This is a genomic window from Paenibacillus silagei (assembly GCF_017874735.1).
Lineage (GTDB): Bacteria > Bacillota > Bacilli > Paenibacillales > Paenibacillaceae > Paenibacillus_AQ > Paenibacillus_AQ silagei.
On the sequence record NZ_JAGGLV010000009.1, the window covers coordinates 275,600 to 293,711 of the forward strand.

Below are 18,112 nucleotides of genomic sequence, written 5' to 3' on the forward strand. Positions count from 1 at the left end.
GTACTCACCTCATAATAACTTCATTATACCCATTACAATTAATAATATCGCGGGCAGCGCAGCCGCATGCTTCATCCAGTAGCTGCCGGATAATCTCAGTCCTGTCTTCATTCCCATCAGCAAAAAGGTTCCGCTGAATACAGCGATCATCAGCGAGGTGGACCACGGGCTGAATCCGAGTAGTGCCGCACCGAGACCGGCACCGAAGGCATCCAGCGACAACGCGATCCCCAGGATCATGGCTTCCATGGAGGAGATGCTTCCCGAAGCATCCATATCAGCGGAAGACGGCGTGCGGAGAATCTGTATAACCACGCCCAGATGGCGAAGCTCCAGCGAGAATACAGCCGGCTTCAGCTCTGCCTCAGCACTCTGTGCGGCAGCAGCCGTCTCCCTCCTGATCTCCTGCCCGGGCGCAGCCTCTTCCTGCTCCTTCTCCTTCTGTGTCAGCATCTGGAACAGGGACCAGCAGCCCATTAAGACGAGAATAACCGCTCCGACACTGGAAGCGGCATTCGGGGAGACTACCTTTGCCAGCAGCACGCCGACCTGCATAGAACCATAAATGACGACCCCTGAACAGAGCGAGATAATGATAATGGAGAGCAGGGGAATTTTCATTTTACGCAGTCCATATGTAATGCCTACACCAAATCCATCCAGACTAAGCGCAAACGCAAGCAACAACAGTGACAACAATGGGCTAAGCACCCGCAATCCCTCCCGTGAAGAACCGGAGCCGGAGCTCCGTTTCGCCATAATCAGCAATCTTCACACATTATATGGGCGGGACGGGCAGGAAGTGCCTGCCTTTATACATAACGGTTATAACTCAGATGTAACTAGCCCGGAAACGGGCTGTAAATGCAGCGCTGACTCTAAATAAATATTACAGAATCAGTACAGGTACCGGCTGGCAGCTGGGACAATAATGCGTTCCCCGTCCGCCGACCACACTCTTTTCAATCAGCGTGCCGCAGGTGGCACACGGCTGATCCTTGCGTCCGTAGATCTTGTGCTGATCCTGGTAGCTCCCGCTCTCCCCCTGGCCGTTGACATATGACTTCACGGAGGAGCCTCCGGCATTCACTGCTTCCGTCAGTGTTGCGACAATAGCATGATGCAGTCTGGCCAGCTGATCCTCCGAGAGGGACTTCGCGGTCTCCTCCGGGTGGATGCCTGCACGGTGCAGGGACTCATCTACATAAATATTGCCGATACCTACTATATATTCCTGATTGAGCAGCAGCGGCTTGATCTTGGTGCTCCGCTTGGCGACAATCTCCTTGAACCGCTCCAGCGTGAAATCGGCATCCAGCGGCTCCTGCCCCAGCTTGTTCAGCGGCTTCAGCTGCAGATCCTCTCCCGGCTGGAATAGATGCATCGTCCCGAATTGGCGCACATCCGTATAACGCAGCTCCGTCCCATCTGTGAAATGGAAAATAACATGCGTATGCTTGTCCAGCAGCTCGCCCTCACGGTACACCCCGTAACGGCCCTCCATCCGCAGATGGGAGACCATCACCAGCCCGTCAAATACGAAACGCAGGAACTTGCCTCTGCGCTCAACCGTTACCACTGTATGGCCTGCCAGCATAAGGGCAAAGGCCTGAATATCATCCGGGCGCTGAATAATCCGCGGCAGCCGGACGGTGACATGCTCTATCTGCTTGCCTGTAATTAACTCATTAAGTGTTCTTCTGACTGTTTCGACTTCCGGCAATTCCGGCATCATGGCTCACCTCCACTCCATTATACCGGATATCTGCCATGTGCGGGGAGCCTATTTCGCTTCGTACCAATTGCTGCCATAACTTACCTCTGCCTTCAGCGGAACAGACAGCTGCAGCGCTCCGGCCATCACCTCGGGCAGCAGCTGCTTCATTTGCTCCAGCTCCTCCTCCGGCACCTCGAATACTAACTCATCGTGTACCTGGAGCAGCATCCGGCTCTTCAGGCCGCGCTCATGCAGCGCCTTGTCCATATGAACCATGGCCAGCTTGATAATATCCGCAGCGGTTCCCTGAATCGGCGTATTCATCGCCGTACGTTCTGCGAAGGACCGCAGATTGAAGTTCTTCGCATTGATCTCCGGCAGATAACGGCGGCGTTCCAGCAGAGTAGTCACATACCCCTGCTTACGGGCCTCGACTACGATATCATCCATGTAACGACGCACACCTTGGAACACCTCGAAATACTGCTCAATGAACCTGGCCGCTTCCTTACGCGGGATGTTCAGGTTCTGCGACAGGCCGTAATCGCTGATGCCGTACACAATCCCGAAGTTAACTGCTTTGGCGGAGCGGCGCATATTACTGTCCACACTCTCCGCAGGGACGCCGAATACGTCCATGGCGGTCTTAGTATGAATATCCATATCCTCGACAAAAGCTTCCTTCATCCGCTCATCACCTGAGATATGCGCCAGCACACGCAGCTCGATCTGCGAGTAATCCGCCGCCAGAATCGACCAGCCCGGCTCGGAGGGTACGAATACCTTACGGATCTTGCGGCCCTCTTCGAGCCGGATTGGAATGTTCTGCAGGTTCGGGAACTGGCTGCTGAGCCGGCCCGTGGCCGCAATCGTCTGCCGGTAAAAGGTGTGTACCTTGCCGGTCTCCGGCGAGATTTCCTTCATCAGGCCTTCCACATACGTGGATTGCAGCTTAGCAATGGTACGGTATTGCAGAATCAGGCGCACAGCGTCATGATAAGGCGCAAGCTTTTCCAGCACCTCGGCATCCGTCGAATACCCGGTCTTCGTCTTCTTCACGACCGGCAGACCCAGCTTCACGAACAGAACCTCGCCCAGCTGCTTCGGAGAATTAAGATTGAATTCGGTTCCGCAAGCGGAGTAGATCTCAGTGACCAGCCGGGAGATCTGGGCTTCAAATTCCCTGCCGAGCTGGACGAGATCATCCTTGTTAACAGCAATGCCCTGCTTCTCCATATCGGCGAGAATCCGCGACAGCGGCATCTCCAGGTCCTGGAAAAGGCCGGTCATGTCCGTCTTGTCCAGCTCCTCCTGCTGCTTCTGTACAATGCCTAACACAGTCGCACTCTTACGGGCGACATGCTCACCGAGAATCTTAAGCTCAGGAATTCTATATTTGGCCCCTTTGCCGAAGACATCCTCATCCGGCGACAAGCGGGGTAGGCCGTATTTCGTGGTCAGGTCATTCAGATTCTGGCTGGCTTCGGTCGGGTCCAGCAGGTAGGCGGCCAGCTGAACATCGTTAGCGGCTCCGGCAAAAGCAATCCCCTGCCAATGCAGCGCCAGATCGGCACGGTGCAGATCATACCCGCTCTTCGGCGCCTGCCCGTCACCGAGCCAGTCACGCAGGGGTGCTGCCGCCTTACTCTTCAGCAGGGCAAAAGGCACAAAATAATGCTGCTCCGGCGAAGACAGCCCCAGACCGATCACTTCGGCACGGTGCGGGTTCTCCCCGTTAGATTCCACATGCAGGGCGGAGATGCCCGGCAGTGCCTGAACCAGCTCGCTTATTCCGTCTTCGTCAACAATTGTAATATTAAGCTCTGCGGCTTCCACCACGGGTGAACCCGTCAGGCTGCCGTCCGCCGCATGTGAATAGGCGCTCAGCGACAGACGCTCCAGCAGCGAGCGGAATTCCAGCTTGGCGAGCGCAGGCCCAGCCGTATCCGTGTTAATCCCGCTGAAGACCATATCCTCCCACGTATGCTCAAGCGGAACCTCGCGGTAGATCGTCGCCAACTTTTTGCTCATGACGGCGCTGTCCGCGTGCTCTTCCAGCTTCTCTTTCATCTTGCCCTTCAGCTCACCGGTTCCGGCCAGCACGCCCTCCACCGATCCGAACTGCTGGAGCAGCTTAAGCGCTGTCTTCTCCCCGACTCCCGGCACCCCGGGAATATTGTCGCTGGCATCGCCCATCAGCCCCTTCAAATCAATGATCTGCTCTGGGGTGAGATCATATTTGTCACGGATCTGCTTAGGTCCGTAAAGTTCCACTTCCGTAACTCCCTTGCGCACCAGCGCTATGGTGGTATGCTCGGAAGCCAGCTGCAGCATATCCTTATCCCCGGACACAATCATCACCTGACGGCCGGCGGCATCCGCTTCCCTGGAGATGGTGCCGATAATATCGTCAGCCTCGTAGCCGGCAATCTCGAATTGCGGAACCCCCAGACCCTTCAGCAGCTCCTTGAGCAGCGGGAACTGCTCGGACAGCTCCGGCGGGGTCTTCTGGCGCCCGCCTTTATACTCCTCATAGCCTTCATGCCGGAAGGTAATCTTCCCCGCGTCGAAGGCCACAATCATATGTGTCGGTTTATGCTCCTCCAGCAGACGCAGTAGCATCGTCGTGAAACCGTATACCGCATTCGTCTGCTGTCCCGCTGTATTCGTCAGCGGCGGCATGGCAAAGAACGCCCGGTAAATGATATTATTTCCATCAATGAGTATCAGCTTGTCCACACTAGCACCTCGCCTTTTTCTTGCTTTCTCCTTACATAGTAACATATGCTCCGCACCAAGACGAAATGGCTCTGCCACGAATCGCCGCTTTATGCCAAAATAAAAAACAAGCCCCCGGAATGAAGGCTTGCCTCTGGCAGTCTATACTGTTATTGGTTCAAATCCGGACGTTTACCTGTAACCAGATACACTACACTCTCGCCAATATTCGTGGCATGGTCGGCAATCCGTTCAATGTAACGGCCAACCAGTGTGAGCAGCATCGCCTGATTCACGGTTTCAGGCTTCTGAACCATATACGTGTACAGTTCGTTAATCATCGCGCTGTACAGGCCATCTACCTGATCGTCATCCTGCGCCATTTTGTAGGCCAGATCCGTGTTCTCGTCGAGATAAGACTGAATGGCCTCCGTGGTCATGATCGTCACAAGCTCAGCCATACGCGGAATATCCACAAGCGGCTTAATCAGCTGCTGTCCCTGGATTCGCATCGTTACCTTGGCTACATCCAGTGCCAGATCGCCCATACGCTCCAGATCGCTGGAGATTTTGAAGGCTACAATAATGCGGCGCAGATCCTTCGCCACCGGCTGCTGGGTGATGATCAGCCGCGAGCCGATCTCCATGATCCGGTCTTCCATGGCGTTCAGCCGCAGGTCCGCTTTGACAATCTCCTGCGCCCGTACCGTATCAAGGGTCTGCAGGGCCAATATCGCACCATCCAGGGCATCCGTTACATGCTCGCCCATCTGCTGCAGCAGGGTGCGCAGTTCTTCCAGATCTTTATCGAATTCTTTTCTGCGAATCATATCGAAAGTGCTCCTCCTCAAAAACATATGGTCATATCGGGTGAACGGAGTGAACTTGAGACTTACGAGTCAGCTATCCTTAGCCGAAGCGGCCGGAGATATAATCTTCTGTGCGGGAATCCCTCGGATTCGAGAACAACAGCTCCGTGTCCGCAGCCTCCACAATAACGCCGTTCAGGAAAAATACAGTGCGTCCCGATACCCGGGCGGCCTGATGCATATTATGCGTGACCATTACAATCGTATACTTATCCCGCAGCTCCTGGACCAGCTCCTCAATCTTGAGTGTGGACACCGGGTCCAGCGCTGAAGTCGCCTCATCCATCAGCAGAATATCCGGCTGTACGGCAAGGGCTCTGGCAATACAGAGACGCTGCTGCTGGCCTCCGGACAGACTTAAGGCCGACTTTTTGAGGAAATCCTTCACTTCCTCCCAGAGTGCAGACTGGCGCAGACTTTGCTCTACCAGGACATCCAGCTCGGCTTTGCTCTTCACACCGTGCAGACGCGGGCCATAAGCCACGTTATCATAGATCGACTTGGGAAAAGGATTGGGCTGCTGGAACACCATCCCCACCTGCTTGCGCAGACTCTCCACTTCAATCTCGTCGCTGTAGATGTTTTTGCCGCCGATATTCACTTTACCTTCAATACGTGTTCCGGGAATCATGTCGTTCATACGGTTAAGGGTACGCAGCAGTGTGGATTTCCCGCAGCCGGAGGGTCCGATAAACGCAGTCACCTGCTTCTCCGGAATCTGCAAATCCACCTTCTTCAGGGCATGGAATGACTCATAGTAGAGATCTAGCTTCTCTATGTCAATGATGGATTTCATTAGTTTCTGTTGTCTCCTTCTCATCATCTTCGTTCCCCATGATAAGCTTTCAGTGTAAATAGAGCTCCAGAGAATTGTTAACGCAGTGTAAAAATCCTTGTACAGTTAGACAATGCTGGAGGAGAAGTTCCTTATCTTGTGAGAAAAGAACACCGTCATGTTAAATGACCGGTGTTCTCTTCTTGTTGACAACCAGCTTGTAGCCCACGCCGCGGATGGAATCGATATGCACGGATTCAGGGTCAAGCTCCAGCTTCTTGCGCAGGGAGCTGACATGCACATCGACGGTACGCTGGCCTCCGATATAGTCGAAGCCCCAGACCGCATTCATCAGATCATCCCGTGTCAGGACAACGCCCGGCTTGCGGGCCAGATATAGCAGTACTTCAAATTCCTTCGGCCGCAGATTGATGCTCTGTCCGCCCAGCGAGACTTCATAACGCTCGGGGTAGATCTCCAGCTGTCCGAGAATAATCGTCGATGCAGACACCGCCGTCTCGGGCGGAGCTTCTTCGGCAATACCGGAGATCCGCCGCAGTACAGCGCTGACCCGCGCCAGCAGCTCGGATACGCCGAAGGGCTTCGTAATATAGTCATCCGCCCCGGACTTCAGCCCGCGGACGACATCCTCTTCCGCATTCTTGGCCGTCAGCACAATAACCGGTGTGCGGATGCCTTGTCCACGTAATTTATCCAGAATGTCAATGCCGTTCATGCCGGGCAGCATCAGATCCAGTACGATCAATTCAAAAGGTTCTCTAGTCGCACGGTCATATCCTGCCGTTCCATGATCCTCCACCGTCACCTCGTAGCCTTCCTGTGTCAGGTTGTACGACAGCAGCCGGGCCAGTGTCGGTTCGTCTTCAATGACAAGCAATCGTTGTGCCATAGGTTCCCCCGTCTTTTCATAGGTTATTAATTTTACAAAACTGCACACATGCACATCATAGCACCACAATGTTAACTTGGTGTAAAATCATAAATTTATTCTCTATTGATCCGTTATGATCCGCAGGGTTATAGATTCTCTTCCTGCAGCAGCGGCAGTTCAAGGATGAACGAGCTGCCGATGCCCAGATCGCTCTCAACGTTAATTGACCCGCGATGCAGCTCAACCAGATGCTTCACGATGGATAGACCGAGGCCGGTTCCGCCGGAGCTTCTGGAGCGGGCTTTGTCCACCCGGTAAAAGCGTTCAAAGATCCGGGGCAGATCCTTGCGCGGAATCCCCATCCCCGTATCACTGACTGTAAAGCGTACGCTCTCGGTGCCATCCTTCTTCTGGATGCTCACTGCGGTGACTCTGACATTCCCCCCGTCCTGGGTGTAGTTGATCGCATTGGAGAGCAGATTCATGAAGATCTGGCGCAGCTTGTCTTCATCTCCCTCAATGAATAGCTCCGCAGGCACATCCGAGCTAAGTGTAATCTTCTTCTTCTCCGCGACCTTACTGAGCGTTTCCAGCACGGAGTCGAAGAATTCGATCAGATGAACCGGGGAGCATTCCAGCTGAACGCGTTTGGATTCGATTTTGGACAGCTCCAGAATGTCGCCGATCAGGCGGTTCAGCCGTTCATTCTCATCGTAAATGATCTGCAGGAACGAACGCGCCGTCTTCTCATCCGTAACGCCACCGCCCAGGAGGGTCTCGGCGAAGCCTTTTACCGCAGCGACAGGGGTCTTCAGCTCATGGGAGACATTGGCGACGAATTCGCTGCGCATTTTCTCAAGCCGGCGGATCTCGGTAACCTCCTGAAGCAGGAACAGCATGCCCCGGGAGCAGCCATCCTGAATCATCGGCACCCCATCCAGACGCACAATCCGCTCCACGGGATTATAGATGCTGCGCTCCTCGTGAATAGGTTCACCCGCGGACACTCCATCATCAATCAGCCGGGTAAGCTCATAATGATGCTTAATCTCCTTATAGGAATGTCCGGTCATCTCGCTGTGCTTCACATCGAGCAGCCGTTCGGCGGCCCGGTTGAGCAGGGCAATCTCCCCTTCAGCGTTGATCATCACGATGCCGCCGGTCATATTGTCGAGTACACTTTGCAGCAGGTCCTCATTGTCGCGGATGGTTTTCAGCTGGGCCTGGAGACTGTCGGCCATCGCGTTGATGGCTGTAGCCAGCTGGCCGATCTCATCCTTGCGCTTCATGGGCACCCGGGCATCGTAATCGAGATCGGTAATCCGCCGCGCCACTCTGGTGATCTGCTCCAGCGGTGAGGTCATACTGGAAGCCACCTTGTAGCTCACCAAGGTTGCGGCAATGAACAGCAGCACCAGCCCCCCTGCCATGATCATCCACGCCCGGTTCAGTCCTTCGGATACGGTATCGAGCCCCATCGACAGCCGGATATACCCGTCAAAGCCCTGATCGGAGGACACGGAACCCGCCACATACATCATTTCACGGTCTAATGTATCGCTGTAACGGATCGCCCGGCCAATCCCTTCCTTCGCGGCCAGCAGCTCCTCTTCGCGGGTAGAGTGGTTGTCCATCTCACGCGGATTCTTCTCCGAGTCCCCAATGACCCGGCCTTGCTTCGTAATGAAGGTGACACGTGATCCGGTCAAGATGGATATCCTCTCTGCCTGTTCTGTATAGTAGTTCAGGGCATCCGGGCTGCTGGTATCCATGAATGAGAAGGTGCCGGAGAGCAGCTTTATTTCCCGGGACATGTTCTCTTCCAGCACGGAAATATGCGAATCCTTGAACAGCTGAGCCATGGTGATTCCGGCCCCGGTCATTGATATTCCTATCAGTGCCATAAGTATGATGGTAAGTCGAATGCGGAATGGTTTCATCTGCGGCGGTCCTCTTCCCTCGTGTTTATGTCCATGAGAACACTCTACCTGCATTTTCGGCAAAATACCAGTTCCGGCGGCGATTATCAACGGGGTGTAAATTTTACCTGATCGGTGAAAATCCGGACACAAAGGCGAACGCTACCGCTTCTCCGCGGGTCAGTCCGCCCGCTGCGCTGTTTAAGTGGTGGGAGATACAGGAAAACCCTGTAAACCTTAGACCCGCGCACACATCCGTTACGCTCCCCCTTGCTCCTATACAATGTATTCGGTTTTCCGCATACATTTAGCCCGCAGACCCCGCACGTGCACATTGTGTTCGGTTTTCCGCATACATTCGGCTCGCACACCTCACCACTGCGCATTGTATTCGGTTTTCCGCACACATTTAGCCCGCATACCCCGCACGTGCACATTGTGTTCGGTTTTTCGATTACATTTGGCACGCACACCTCTCCAACCAGAAAACGCCCTTCCTAATTGGCATACTACACCACTTAGAAAGGGCGGCCCCGTTTTGTTACTTACATGCGCTACTGATCCTTCCAGCGCTGCACGGTCAGTGTGACCGTCTGCGACCCGCCTGACGTAGTGAGCGTCCGGTTCGCAATATCTGCACCGCTGGATGCGGTCTCTACTGTGCCCCAGCTTCCGCGCGTCAGCTTATACGTCACGGCGCTGCCTGCCGGAAGGTTCAAGGTGATGGAATAGACGCCGTCACTGCCACGGGTCAGCAGATAGGCCGGATCTGCCGCATTCCAGCTGTTGAACGAACCGCTCAGATAAACAGGAGCATTCGCCGGAGTCGAACCTGGTACGTTAACCCGGAAGGTTACGCTATCCGCCTGCGGTTCCCCGGAGGTCAGGCTTCCCCCTGCCAGACTGGAGCTACCGGTGCCAAAATGATAGTTATTCCCGCCATTGTTATCCCAGGTCCCGCTGCCGTTATTGAAGGCTGCGGTCAGGCCTGTGGCGCTGCCGAGCGGAATGATAATGGCTTTGTAGCCGCTGAAAGTAGAGGCCTGCATCTGCACACCCGGTGAAGTCGTCCAGGTGGTTGCCCCATCCAGCTTGTAATGAATGTATGAGTTACTGAATGCCGTATTCTTGTAATAGATGGTCGCGGTGTTGCCCGCCGGTGTGGCGGTTGGCACAGGTGTCGCCGTTGGCGCTATGGTTGGTGTTGCACTCGGAGCTACCGTCGGTGTAGCGGTCGGCGCTACCGTCGGTGTAGCGGTCGGCGCTACCGTCGGTGTAGCGGTCGGCGCTACCGTCGGTGTAGCGGTCGGCGCTACAGTTGGTGTAGCTTTTGGAGTTGCAATAGGCGTTGCACTTGGTTTAACTGTCGGTGCCACCGTTGGCGTAGCACTCGGCTGGGTCGTCGGGGTCGCAGTTGGTACTGTTGTCGGTGTTGCGGTCGGCGCTACAGTTGGTGTAGCAGTCGGTGCTACGGTTGGTGCCACCGTAGGAGCCACGGTCGGTGTAACCGTCGGAGCTACACTCGGCGATGCAGTTGGCGCAGCGGGACCGCCTGGCTGGATTTTGCCGGACCCGGTGTAGGTCCAGGTGCCGCTGCCGAACAGGTAATTGTTGCCCCCGTTACTGTCCCAAGTGCCGCTGCCGTTGTTGAAGCAGGCTTCAAGCTGGGTGGCTGCGCCGATGTTAATGGTGATTTTGTGATAGCCCGCTACCTCAGCGGCCGGAATCGCTACGCCTGGGGCTGTCGTCCATGTCCCCCCAGCCGGGCGGTAATGGATGTAAGGAGTGGAATAGCCCTGCTTATAATAGATTGTTACATTATTGCCAGCCGGTGTAGTGGCAGTTGCTGCCGCACTGAAGCCGGAGAGGTTGCCGGAGGCATCATAGGCTTTAACTCTGTATTCATAGGCTGTACTGGCTGACAAGCCGCTGTCTGTATATGAGGTGGAAGCTGTTGTTCCGATTTTGACGCCATTGCGGTAGATCTCGTAGCCGGTAACACGAATATTATCTGAAGCGGCATTCCAGGTCAGCCCGATAGAAGAAGCATTAACCACTGTGGCCTGAAAATTGCCTGGAACAGCCGGAGCTTCAGTATCCGGGACAGCGGGCACATCTGTGATGAACGGATGCGTCCCTTCAATAGTACCTTGCATGCTCTCCGTATATTTGCCGTTCGCCAGCTTATATTTGCCGGCACCGACATAGACCTGCTGGATATCACTTTTGGTCACATTGCCTTTAGCATCCTTGGCTTCAATGTAGTAGTCCAATAGCTGATCGCGGTAATCGGAGATGTAGGAGAAATACAGATTCCCGATATCCGTGGCCGGAACCTTCTGCATAATCGTCTTACTGCTTGGCTGCCAGTCAACACCGTTAATATCGGCGCTCAGGTCGCGGACATTCATCGGGTATTCCGTCCACGTGCCAACCTTGGCAGGTTCAATACCAGGTACTCCGGCTGCGGCCAGACCTGCGGGATCATATACTTTGAAGGTATTATCCGCTGCGTCTGCCGTCTTATCACGGTGTGCCCGGACCTTCACCTTGATGTCACTGATTCCGCTGGTGTCGAAGGCATACGTATAGATGGCAAAAGCATTATTGTAATGCTGCAGGGTCCAGCCCTCTGCCTTGCTGACATTGGCGCTGCCCGGATTGTACGGGTAACGCTGGGGCCACCAGACGGAGGGGCCGGTTTTGTCTTTGGCCAGCTTTTGCGATACATAGGGCTTGGAGAAGTATAACGATTGATTGAAGGACAATGCCGGCTTCACGCTGTCATCCACATTCTCATCGTAATAGCCGAATCCCGAATCCATCGCAGGCAGCAGGAAATACCAGGCCAGCTCAGCAGGATTGGCACCTCCGGCGTAATCACTCGCCGTGTTGCCCTTTACAGGGTAGGAGAGCATCCACGGATTCAATTGATTGCCTTCGTAGGTCACCTCACGGTCCAGCGGGTTCGCAGGCTTCCAATAATTCGGGTGCTCCTCCAGCCAGATCTGCTCAGCGGTCTTGGCATAGTTCAGGGAAGCCTGTAACAGTGCGAAATTACGCTCCAGATAATGATAGCCCTTCTCGAAGGATACCGTCATGCCTTCCTCGACACCCGCCAGATTCTTCTTCGGGGCGTAAGCAGTCCCGTTCACCTGATTGAAGGCCGCGAATTGGCCTTTCCAGATCCCAAACGGCAGATGCCAATGGTACCAGGTCGGATCGGAGGACGAATCCCGGGTATCGATCCAGGAGCCGTCCTGCACATGGACCACATCGGATGCGGCCGGTGTATTGCTGCGCAGATACTCATCGATCCCCATACCGGTCACACCGCTGCTGGCATAGGTGACATTCCCGGCATTGCGCCAGGTCTCCTCGGAGCCGGCCCGGCCCGAAGAATTATCCCCGTCATGGGCCACGACAAAAATCTGCTTCTGCGCGACCAGATTCTCATACGGCTTAAGCGCATCTGCTTTTACCTGGCCCAGATACCCTTCTTCCCATGACTGCGCCTGGGCGACAGGCACGCCGACCACTCTCGATTCTGCCCCGGTTGCCGGGTCCACATAACGGACCCAATGGGCCGTTGAGGCAAAAGGATATTTATTATAGACCACCTGCTGCTCATTGAACATCGGCTCACTTACCCAGGCTCCGGCTGTACTGACATTCTGCAAATCGCTGCGGTTGGGCGGTGAGATCATCGTATCTGTGCCTGGACTGTCCAGCAGCGGATAATCCTTAAGGGTGCGGGAGAAATGGTTGTTGCCGATCACGGACCACTGGATGCCAAGCTTGTTCAGCACCGGGATCATCCGCTCTGAGAACCCCAGCTCTGTCGGAAAAAATCCCTTAGACGACTTGTAGCTGCTGCCCAGGAAATAAGGCTGAGCCATCGTGGCTCCATGATAGATCATATCCTTGAGCAAATAGTCATTGCCGACCAGCGGTCCCATCGAATGGTGTCCGGAGAAATGGATCAGGTCGAGCATGTTGTCGCCGCCTGTGGTCCGAAGCTGATTCACGGCATTCTTCCACGGGGTTCCCCAGGCCGGATTATTGTATCCGCTTACATTTCCTTGTTGAATAATACTGTTCACATTGTTCACCACGGACCCCGACATAGTAACATGCATCTGCGCCTGGGGATGATTGCTGTGCAGCGTGTTCGCCACACTCCAGGGCCAGGTTAAATACGCGCCCGTCTTGGCGTGATGGGAATAGTAAGAGACCAGATCATCGTGGGGCATGGGAGTTCCATTCGGCAGATAATAAGGATATCCAGCGGGCGGATTCTGCTTCAGTTGGATCACTTCACCATCGTAGGTATAGCGGATCGGACTGCCTACAGGAGTGGAATTGTAAGTGTTCAAGTCATAGTAAGCCCAGAAATTCGGCATATGATTATGGTAGACATGCGTAGCGGCAATCTCTGCCGAGACAGGGGACACTAATGCCGGAACGCTCAGAAGCCCGCCCAGGAGCAGGGCTGTAATCTTGCGCAGGGACCTGGAGGTCTTGGTCATGGTTCAACTCCTTCTTATCGGGTTCATTCTTCGTCAAAAAAACGGGGGCGGCGGACATCCATCCCCCGCCCCCTCAAGCGGCTTACTGATCCTTCCAGCGCTGCACGCTTAGTGTCACTGTCTGTGCTCCGCCTGCCGGTGTGAGCGTCCGGTTCGCAATATCCGCCCCGCTGGACGCGGTCTCTACCGTACCCCAGCTTCCGCGCGTCAGCTTATACGTCACGGCGCTGCCTGCCGGAAGGTTCAAGGTGATGGAATAGACGCCGTCACTGCCACGGGTCAGCAGATAGGCTGCATCTGCCGCATTCCAGCTGTTGAACGAACCCGTCAGATAGACCGGAGCATTCGCCGGAGTGGATCCCGGTACGCTAACCCGGAAGGTTACGCTGTCTGCCTGCGGTTCCCCGGAGGTCAAGCTTCCCCCAACCAGACTGGAACTGCCGGTGCCAAAATGATAGTTATTCCCGCCATTGTTATCCCAGGTCCCGCTGCCGTTATTAAAGGCTGCGGTTAGACCTGTGGCGCTGCCAAGCGGAATGGTAATGGCTTTGTAGCCACTGAAAGTAGAGGCCTGCATCTGCACACCCGGTGAAGTCGTCCAGGTTGTCGCCCCATCCAGCTTGTAATGGATATACGAATTACTGAAGGCTGTATTCTTGTAATAGATCGTCGCAGTGTTGCCCGCCGGAGTGGCGGTTGGCACAGGTGTCGCCGTTGGCGCTAAGGTCGGTGATGCTGTTGGTGTTGCACTCGGTGCTACAGTTGGTGTAGCAGTCGGTGCTACAGTTGGTGCCACCGTAGGCGTCACGGTTGGTGTCGCTGTTGGTGCTACGGTTGGTGTAGCCGTCGGCGTTGCCGTTGGCGTTACCGGACCGCCTGCCTGGATATTGCCTGAAGGCGTATAGGTCCAGGTACCGGTGCCGAACAGATAATTACTGCCGCCATTGCTGTCCCATGTGCCGCTGCCGTTATTGAAGCAGGCTTCGAGCTGGGTGGCTGCGCCGATGTTAATGGTGATTTTGTGATAGCCCGCTACCTCAGCGGCTGGAATAGCCACACCCGGAGATGTCGTCCAAGTCCCGCCCACTGGGCGGTAATGAATGTACGGATTGGTGTAACCCTGCTTGTAGTAGATTGTCACACTGTTACCGGCAGGGGTAACGATCAGAGCGGCTGCGCTGAAGGCCGACAGATTCATGGCGGCATCATACGCTTTTACCGTATAAGAATAATTAGTGCTGCCCACAAGTCCGTTATCTGTAAAAGAGGTCGTAGCCGAAGTCCCGATTTTCACTCCATTGCGGTAGATTTCGTACCCGCTCACCCCGAGATTATCGGTGGAAGCTGACCAGGACACCAGCGCGCTGGAGGCATTCTGTACAGTTGCCGTTACATTTCCCGGAACACTTGGTGCTTGCGTATCGGTTACCGGCTGTGTTTTGGAGTAGATTTTGGCCGAATTGGCACTTAGAGTAACTGTAATTTGCTTACCGGTAACACCGCCCGCCTGCACGGTCACAGTATCGGAGGGGTTCAACTGGTTCACCAGAACCGTGCCTGCGGTAAGCGTGCTCTCGGCGCGCAGCGGCAGCGTCACAGTCTGTGATCCGCCGGATGCATTACTGAATGCGGAGATGACCTCCTGGCCGACATTCGTGCCTGTATCAATCCGACGGGAGAATGCGTACAGGTTCTGTGCCGACCACATTTCGCGCTGGGTGCCGGTGCGCAGGGCCGGGTTGTTTTTGCGGATCTCATTGAGCTTGGCTACATGCTTGAAGGTACTGGCATTCTCATTGAAATAATTCTCCAGCACATTGCCGCTTGCATCCCGCTTCACCATCGACCAGCGGTTCCACGTATCCGCGATGCCGCCCGTCATGATCTGCCCGTTGCCATTGCCCTTGTTCTGCTCCGTTCCCTGGAAGACCACAGGCGTTCCGCGCACGGTGAAGATAAAGGACAAAGCATTCTGCAGCTTCTCAACACTGCCCCCGGCCTCAGTCAAGAAGCGGTTGCGGTCATGATTGTCGATGAAGGTAACCATATGGTTGGCGTTGCCGCCGTAGTAGGAGTCTTGAGCCAGGGTACCTTTAATATTTGCGTCAAAAGACTGCCCGTACGCGAAGCTGTTCAGCACGGAGAAGAACAACGGGAAGTCGAGCATCCCCCACTCCTTATTGGTACCGACCCAGCGGGAGACGAATTCGGCATTGCCGTCGAAATTCTCCCCAAAAGTGTTCACGCCCAGCAAATTTTGCAGCTCGCCGATATCGGTCGGCTTCATCAGCTTGGCCGCATCGACACGGGCGCCATCTGCTCCCGTATAGTCAAACCAGCCCTTGATCGAGCTGAAGATGGCCTGCTTGGCGGCAGGAACATCGAAGTCGATATCATCCAGACCGCCCAGATCATGATTCTCCAGATAATCTTGAGCCCACTGATCGTACCGTCCATCGGCAAGAGACCAGTTAATGTCACCATTATGGTGATACCAGGCCGGATTATTGAACGGGGCCGCAGGCTGCAATGCCGGGATATCATAATACGCCTGTGTGCCCAGCATATAATCGCCGATGTGATTAGGCACGACGTCGATAATGACCTTGATCCCGAGCGCATGTGCGGAGTCTACAAGTTCTTTCAGCTTTTCTTTGGTGCCGAAGTAAGGGTTGGCCTTGTTCGGATCTTTGACATTGTAGCCGTGGTAGGCAGTGTTCTTGCCTGTACCGTTGTTCTCACGGTTAGTCATCTGGGGCTCGGCTACCGGTGAGATCCAGATCGCGGTATAGCCCATATTGTGAATATACGGGAGCTTGTCAATGACCCCCTGCCAGTCCCCGCCCTTCATATACCGGAAGTCCTCCTCCGAGTTCTCCCCGTAGCGGATAGCCGCGCCTGTTGCATTATTGGAAGAATCCCCGTCATGGAAGCGGTCAACCATAATCTGATAAATCGTGTCATTCTCGGTTACTGTACCAATACTGGCTGCTTCCACCTTGGCTGGCGGCAGGACAAACAGATTCATCATGATGGACAATACAATGGATGTGATTAGAACGGGAACAAGCAAGCGGTTACGTTTTCTTTTCATTCCTCATCTCCCTCTCATGTAAACCGAATGCAACACACTTTCAGTAACGAATAAGCTGCCGTCAATAACTTCAATCTTTTTAACGCAGGGAAACCGGTTTCCCCACTAAAAATTAACATGTCCATGTATGCGCTGTCAAGACATATAATTTATAACTTCCACAAGCCGCATCCTATAGGGGCTGCCGACTCTGCAAAACATGAAAAAAATATTATTCGGCACAGCCGAATAGCTGCAGGTGCTTTTCAGGAACCGGTTGCCTCCAGAAAATATAGTGTTAGACTGATAAATAAAAATGCTGCAATATAAGGGGGCGATATTATAATGAGCCCATCCATTCTGCGGGACGGATTAAGAATCATCTCTTCATGTAAAAAAGACACAGGGGATATCTGGCAGGCTCACTTTGGTGCTGCCGCTATTGGCAGTTATTTTTTTATTAAAACGAATAATCCGGCACCAGAGCTTGCCCGACTTGTAGCTTTGCAGACCGAAGCGATGATCCAAAGGATAATTGGGGAGAACGGTATACAACATCGTACCGTCTGTGACGAGCAGCTAGCTGTAACTGCCATACTTGAGGCCCTCGATGCAACGATTGATGAGTTACACTGGGTCGGTCATAATGTGATTTACAGCGCATCGTGTCTGCTCTCCATCCACGAACTTAAGGGCTGGGGAAGTACGGAGGATCTTGCAGGAATAACCGATCTTATCCGCTCGTTTGAGCGGACAATTCCGGGGCGGTCATGGATTGGCTTCTCTGCTTCCGAGGTGAAGAGGATGGAGGTTACAGACGAGGACGGCTTTCCGGTCATCTCGACGCCCGGCGAGCTTTCTTCGCTTGTGCTGGAAGAATTAGCTCATTTCCCTGTCATTTACCGGGCAGAAGCACATCATGATCTGATCGGTCATATGCTGACTTTCTCCCACGCGTTAAACATCCTGTATGACCTTGGCCATGTCTCCTTTTTCCAAAGAGGGTTGCCGCCTTTAATGAAATTGATTACAGTTCTGCGCCACAGCCGTAACCTTGTACCTGGAGAACCCATCAAGCTGGTTTCACCTGTCGATCATTTGCCCCTGAAGCCGGCTGAGCGTGCGGACGTATTGCCGACCGACATTAAGTTTTGGCAAAAGGACTATAGCGGGCAGGATTGGGATTATGGTCACGTGTGTGAACTACCATCCACCTAAGAGGTGGCGGCTTCTTGGTCAATGAAGCTACTGCTCCAAGTTTACCCAAGCTCAAAGGCTAGTCCCTAGCCCAGTCATTGCCATATCACATGGCTAGTTTCAGTAGGTTTTGAGCAGCGTTTACATCGCGATCATGATGCACGTTACATTCTGGACAAGTCCACTCTCGCAAGGCGAGATTCTTCACCTCTGCGTTCTTATAACCGCAACAGGAGCAAAGCTGACTGCTTGCATAGTGCTTAGGGGCAATAATAAGTTCTCTGCCATACCATTGTGCCTTATATTCAAGCATCGAACGGAACTTACTCCAAGATACCTCGCTAATCGCTTTTGCAAGTTTGTGATTCTGCATCATATTCTTTACACGTAAGTCTTCCATCACGATAACTTGGTTTTCGTTTA

Annotated in this window: 11 protein-coding genes; 1 reads left to right on the forward strand and 10 read right to left on the reverse strand. The window is 54.1% G+C overall.

The annotated features are described in order from the left end of the window. Nucleotides 1-9 precede the first annotated feature (9 nt). The 9 genes from ytaF to J2Z70_RS15930 all read right to left on the reverse strand — a co-directional run bounded on the left by ytaF (nt 10) and on the right by J2Z70_RS15930 (nt 16,513). The gene (gene ytaF, locus J2Z70_RS15890) at nt 10-711 is read right to left on the reverse strand and encodes a sporulation membrane protein YtaF (protein WP_036725560.1); all 702 of its coding nucleotides are present in this window, start codon (nt 709-711) and stop codon (nt 10-12) included. A gap of 178 nt (nt 712-889) precedes the next feature. Beyond that, nucleotides 890-1,732: a DNA-formamidopyrimidine glycosylase gene (gene mutM / locus J2Z70_RS15895; RefSeq protein ID WP_209874742.1), complete on the reverse strand. Its 843-nt coding sequence runs from the start codon at nt 1,730-1,732 to the stop codon at nt 890-892. A gap of 51 nt (nt 1,733-1,783) precedes the next feature. Next, a complete protein-coding gene (gene polA, locus J2Z70_RS15900) occupies nt 1,784-4,456 on the reverse strand; it encodes a DNA polymerase I (protein WP_209874690.1) in 2,673 nt (890 codons plus the stop codon). A 149-nt stretch (nt 4,457-4,605) separates the two neighbouring features. Next, a complete protein-coding gene (gene phoU / locus J2Z70_RS15905) occupies nt 4,606-5,265 on the reverse strand; it encodes a phosphate signaling complex protein PhoU (RefSeq protein ID WP_036725564.1) in 660 nt (219 codons plus the stop codon). A gap of 79 nt (nt 5,266-5,344) precedes the next feature. Next, entirely contained in the window at nt 5,345-6,100 is a 756-nt protein-coding gene (pstB, locus tag J2Z70_RS15910) for a phosphate ABC transporter ATP-binding protein PstB (RefSeq protein ID WP_245368264.1), read from the reverse strand. A gap of 160 nt (nt 6,101-6,260) precedes the next feature. Next, nucleotides 6,261-6,989, reverse strand: a complete 729-nt coding sequence (locus J2Z70_RS15915; RefSeq protein ID WP_036725566.1) for a response regulator transcription factor — start codon at nt 6,987-6,989, stop codon at nt 6,261-6,263. A gap of 128 nt (nt 6,990-7,117) precedes the next feature. After that, a complete protein-coding gene (gene pnpS / locus J2Z70_RS15920) occupies nt 7,118-8,911 on the reverse strand; it encodes a two-component system histidine kinase PnpS (protein ID WP_209874696.1) in 1,794 nt (597 codons plus the stop codon). Nucleotides 8,912-9,444: 533 nt separating this feature from the next. Further along, complete coding sequence (locus J2Z70_RS15925; RefSeq protein ID WP_209874699.1) at nt 9,445-13,419, reverse strand: carbohydrate binding domain-containing protein; 3,975 nt, start codon at nt 13,417-13,419, stop codon at nt 9,445-9,447. Nucleotides 13,420-13,501: 82 nt separating this feature from the next. Next, on the reverse strand, nt 13,502-16,513 hold the full coding sequence (locus tag J2Z70_RS15930) for an alpha-amylase family glycosyl hydrolase (protein ID WP_209874702.1): 3,012 nt from the start codon (nt 16,511-16,513) through the stop codon (nt 13,502-13,504). A gap of 324 nt (nt 16,514-16,837) precedes the next feature. Between J2Z70_RS15930 and J2Z70_RS15935 the strand changes: the two genes are divergently transcribed. Continuing rightward, nucleotides 16,838-17,710, forward strand: coding sequence for a hypothetical protein (locus J2Z70_RS15935; protein ID WP_209874705.1), 873 nt, complete (start codon nt 16,838-16,840; stop codon nt 17,708-17,710). An 85-nt stretch (nt 17,711-17,795) separates the two neighbouring features. On the opposite strand, the gene J2Z70_RS15940 is transcribed toward J2Z70_RS15935, so the two are convergent. Next, nucleotides 17,796-18,112: RNA-guided endonuclease TnpB family protein (locus tag J2Z70_RS15940; protein WP_209874708.1), on the reverse strand; the 317-nt coding region annotated here is incomplete at its 5' end.